This window comes from Phenylobacterium sp. (assembly GCF_030654915.1).
Lineage (GTDB): Bacteria > Pseudomonadota > Alphaproteobacteria > Caulobacterales > Caulobacteraceae > Phenylobacterium.
Genome location: NZ_JAURWM010000254.1, coordinates 1 through 3360, shown reverse-complemented (window position 1 = coordinate 3360; position 3360 = coordinate 1). Strand labels below are relative to the sequence as shown.

4 protein-coding genes are annotated in these 3360 nt (G+C 65.7%); 1 reads left to right on the top strand and 3 read right to left on the bottom strand.

Annotated features, from left to right (window positions below):
• The 3 genes from Q7T84_RS13190 to Q7T84_RS13180 form a co-directional block, all read right to left on the bottom strand.
• Nucleotides 1-423, bottom strand: a 423-nt coding sequence (locus Q7T84_RS13190; protein WP_304809620.1) for an RNA polymerase factor sigma-32, incomplete at its 3' end; no start/stop codon positions are given.
• 217 nt (nucleotides 424-640) lie between these two features.
• Nucleotides 641-1600, bottom strand: coding sequence for an RluA family pseudouridine synthase (locus tag Q7T84_RS13185; RefSeq protein WP_304809625.1), 960 nt, complete (start codon nucleotides 1598-1600; stop codon nucleotides 641-643).
• 264 nt (nucleotides 1601-1864) lie between these two features.
• Nucleotides 1865-2167, bottom strand: coding sequence for a ferritin family protein (locus tag Q7T84_RS13180; RefSeq protein WP_304809617.1), 303 nt, complete (start codon nucleotides 2165-2167; stop codon nucleotides 1865-1867).
• A gap of 63 nt (nucleotides 2168-2230) precedes the next feature.
• On the opposite strand from Q7T84_RS13180, the gene Q7T84_RS13175 reads away from it, so the two are divergent.
• Nucleotides 2231-3360 (top strand): alkaline phosphatase (locus Q7T84_RS13175; protein WP_304809615.1); only part of this gene is annotated, 1130 nt, incomplete at its 3' end.

Sequence of the window (3360 nt, the reverse complement as noted above, 5' to 3'; positions counted from 1 at the left end):
CTTACGCAGGTTGAAGAACAGCTTCTTCTGCGCCGCCGTCGTGCCCATCTTCACCAGGCTCCAGGACCGCAGGATGTACTCCTGGATCGAGGCGCGGATCCACCACATGGCGTAGGTCGCCAGGCGGAAGCCCTTGTCCGGCTCGAACTTCTTCACGGCCTGCATCAGGCCGACATTGCCTTCGGAGATCACTTCCCCGATCGGCAGGCCGTAGCCGCGATAGCCCATGGCGATCTTCGCCACGAGGCGCAGGTGGCTGGTGACAAGCTGGTGGGCGGCGTCGGAATCCTCGTGCTCACGCCAAGCCTTGGCGAGCATGAATTCCTGGTCCTTGGCCAGCATCGGAAACTTACGGATCTCAGTCAGATACCGGCTGAGGCCGCCATCAGGCGACATGACGGATAGCGAAGTGGTCGCGGCCATGAACGTATCCCCTCTTAGATTGGCGGGTTTTCAAGTCGCTCAGCGCGCCATGCGCGCGAGACCATCTGCCCCCTCCAATCCCTCAGATAGGTATTGGTTACGGTGGGCGTAAGGCCGCGGTTGGGAGAAACCGACGGCTTGAAAATCCGACTGCTCAACTCAGGTATTTGTACAGGCCGAACGGGGCGGCTTCAAGGCGTTTGGGGCACAAGCTTTCTTACAAAGCTGACAGGTTAGCTTCTAGTTGCGCCATATCGGCGGGGAGGGGGCTTTCGAACCTCAGAACCTCGCCGGTCACCGGGTGGACGAAGCCCAACACCGCGGCGTGCAAGGCCTGGCGCTTCAGTCCGGCCTGGGCGATCGCCTCGCGAACGGGAGCCGCGGGCGGGCCTGAGCCATAGACCGGATCACCCAGGCACGGCGTTCCCTGGGAAGCCATGTGGACACGGATCTGATGTGTGCGGCCGGTCTCGAGTTGGCAAGAGATGCGCGCCGCCGTCGGCTTGTCGACCGGGCCGAAGGTGCGTTCGGTCCGGTAGTGGGTGATCGCCTCGCGCCCGCCGGTCTTCAGCACCGCGATCTTTTTGCGGTCATGGGTCGAACGTCCGAGCCGGCTGATGATCGTGCCCTTCGGCGGATGAGGCGCGCCACGCACCAGGGCGACATAGACCCGCTCGATATCGTGGGTGGCGAACAGCTTCGAAAGCCCCTGGTGGGCGGCGTCGGACTTGGCCGCGACCAGCACGCCGGAGGTTTCCTTGTCGATCCGGTGGACGATGCCGGGACGCGCGACCCCGCCGATCCCCGACAGGCTGTCGCCGCAGTGATGCAGCAGGGCGTTGACCAAGGTGCCGGTCTCGTTGCCCGGCGCGGGATGGACCGCCATCCCCGGCGGCTTTTCCACCACGATCAGATCGGCGTCCTCATAGAGGATCGATAGCGGGATGGCCTCGGGCTGGGGGACAGCCGGAGCGGGAGGTGGGATCAGCACCTGATAGTCACCGGGCTGGGCCTTCGCCGAGGCGTCGGTCAGCACGACGCCTCCCAGGCTGATCAGGCCCTGGGCCATCAGGGCCTGGATCCGCGCGCGCGAGAGGTCGTCCACATGTTCGGCCAGGGTCTTGTCCAGGCGGGCGCCTGCGCCTTCCGGCGGAATCGTCACGACCCTGGCGACCATGTCCCCGATATCGAGGCCTTCGGGCGCGAGGTCGTCATCCTCGATCGTCGGTTGGTTCACCGTTGGAGGTGTCCGCCTGAACCCAGACCCCTGGATGGGTTAGGCGGCATTCCGCCCGTTCCCGCTTCGATGGCGCTGGGGGCGATGTCTCTGGTCGGATGCTGGCGCATTATGGCGCGGTTTCCTCGGCGGCGGGGTCGAGCCTTAGCAGTTCGGAGCCGTGCTAGTCGTCGATTTCCTCACCGCGGCTGTCCACCCAGAGCGCTACTTCGACTTCTCTTCCTGTTCGGTGATCGAGCCCTCGGCGAACAGGAATGTCTTCAGGTGGTCGTCGAATTCCGGATCGTTGCGGCGGATCCACTCCAACACCATCGCGGCGTGCTCGATTTCCTCGTGGGCGTTGTGAAGCAGGATTTTCTTGAGCGCTGGATCTTCGCAATCGTCGGCCCGCTGCCGATACCAGTCGACCGCCTCCAACTCCTCGATCAGCGAGGTGATGGCGTGGTGCATGCTGAGGGTATGGGTTGAGAGTTTCTCACGCGGGGCGTGAAGACCTTCGCTAGACATGTGGCTGTCATCCTCTTCCAGTAGCGCTGCGAGCTTAGCTGCAACGCGTGGGGGACAAACGGGATGCGGATCGATCGTCGACGGGCCCTGGCCTTGCTGGGATTTGGCGCTGCGACGCCGGCCATCGCGCAGGACGCCGCCCGATACTCCGGGCGGGTGGCTTTCCAGCACGGCGTGGCCTCGGGCGATCCCCTGGCGGATCGCGTGATCCTCTGGACCCGCATTACGCCAGCAGGCGCCGCCACCGGCGACATCGCTTATCGCTGGCGCTTGAATCCGCTCGACCGCCGCGCCGGCGGCGCCAAGTCTGGCCAGGGAACGACCAGCGCCGGGCGCGACTGGACGGTGAAGGTCGATGTCGGCGGGCTGGACGCCGGCCGGGCCTACACCTTCGAGTTCGAGTCCAACGGCGTGACCTCGCCGATGGGCCGCACGCGCACCCTGCCGTCCGGCCCGACCAAGGACGTGGTGCTCGCCGTCGCCTCCTGCTCGCTCTACCCGAACGGCTACTTCAACGCCTATGAGGCCATCGCCAACCTGCCGCGGGTCGACGCGATCCTGCACCTAGGCGACTACATCTATGAATATGGCGGACCCGATTCCTACGGCATGAACTCCGCCGTCGCCGTCGAGCGGCCGCATGATCCGAACCATGAGATCGTCTCGCTGGCCGACTATCGCCGCCGGCATGCTCAGTACAAGTCCGACCCCCAGCTTCAGGCCGCCCACGCCCGCGCGCCCTGGATCGTGGTCTGGGACGACCACGAGACGGCCAATGACAGCTACGAGCACGGCGCCCAGAACCACCAGCCCGAGACCGAGGGCGACTGGAGCGAGCGCAAGGCGCGCGCGATCAAGGCCTATTACGAGTGGATGCCGATCCGCGAACCGACGGGCGGCGGCTTCGCCATCAACCGGGCCTTCCAGTTCGGCGACCTGATGAGCCTGTTCATGGTCGAGACGCGCCTGACCGCTCGCGACCAGCAACTGAACTATGACCGCGACCTGCCCGCGCCTGGCGGGCCGGCGGAGGTCGCCGCCTTCAAGGTCAAGCTCAACGATCCGAGCCGCCGGATGATGGGGCGGCCGCAGGAAGCCTGGCTCGCCGCCGGCTTGAAGGACTCGGTGAAGTCCGGCCGCACCTGGCAGGTGCTCGGCAACGAGGTGGTGATGGGCCGCCTGATGGCGCCCAG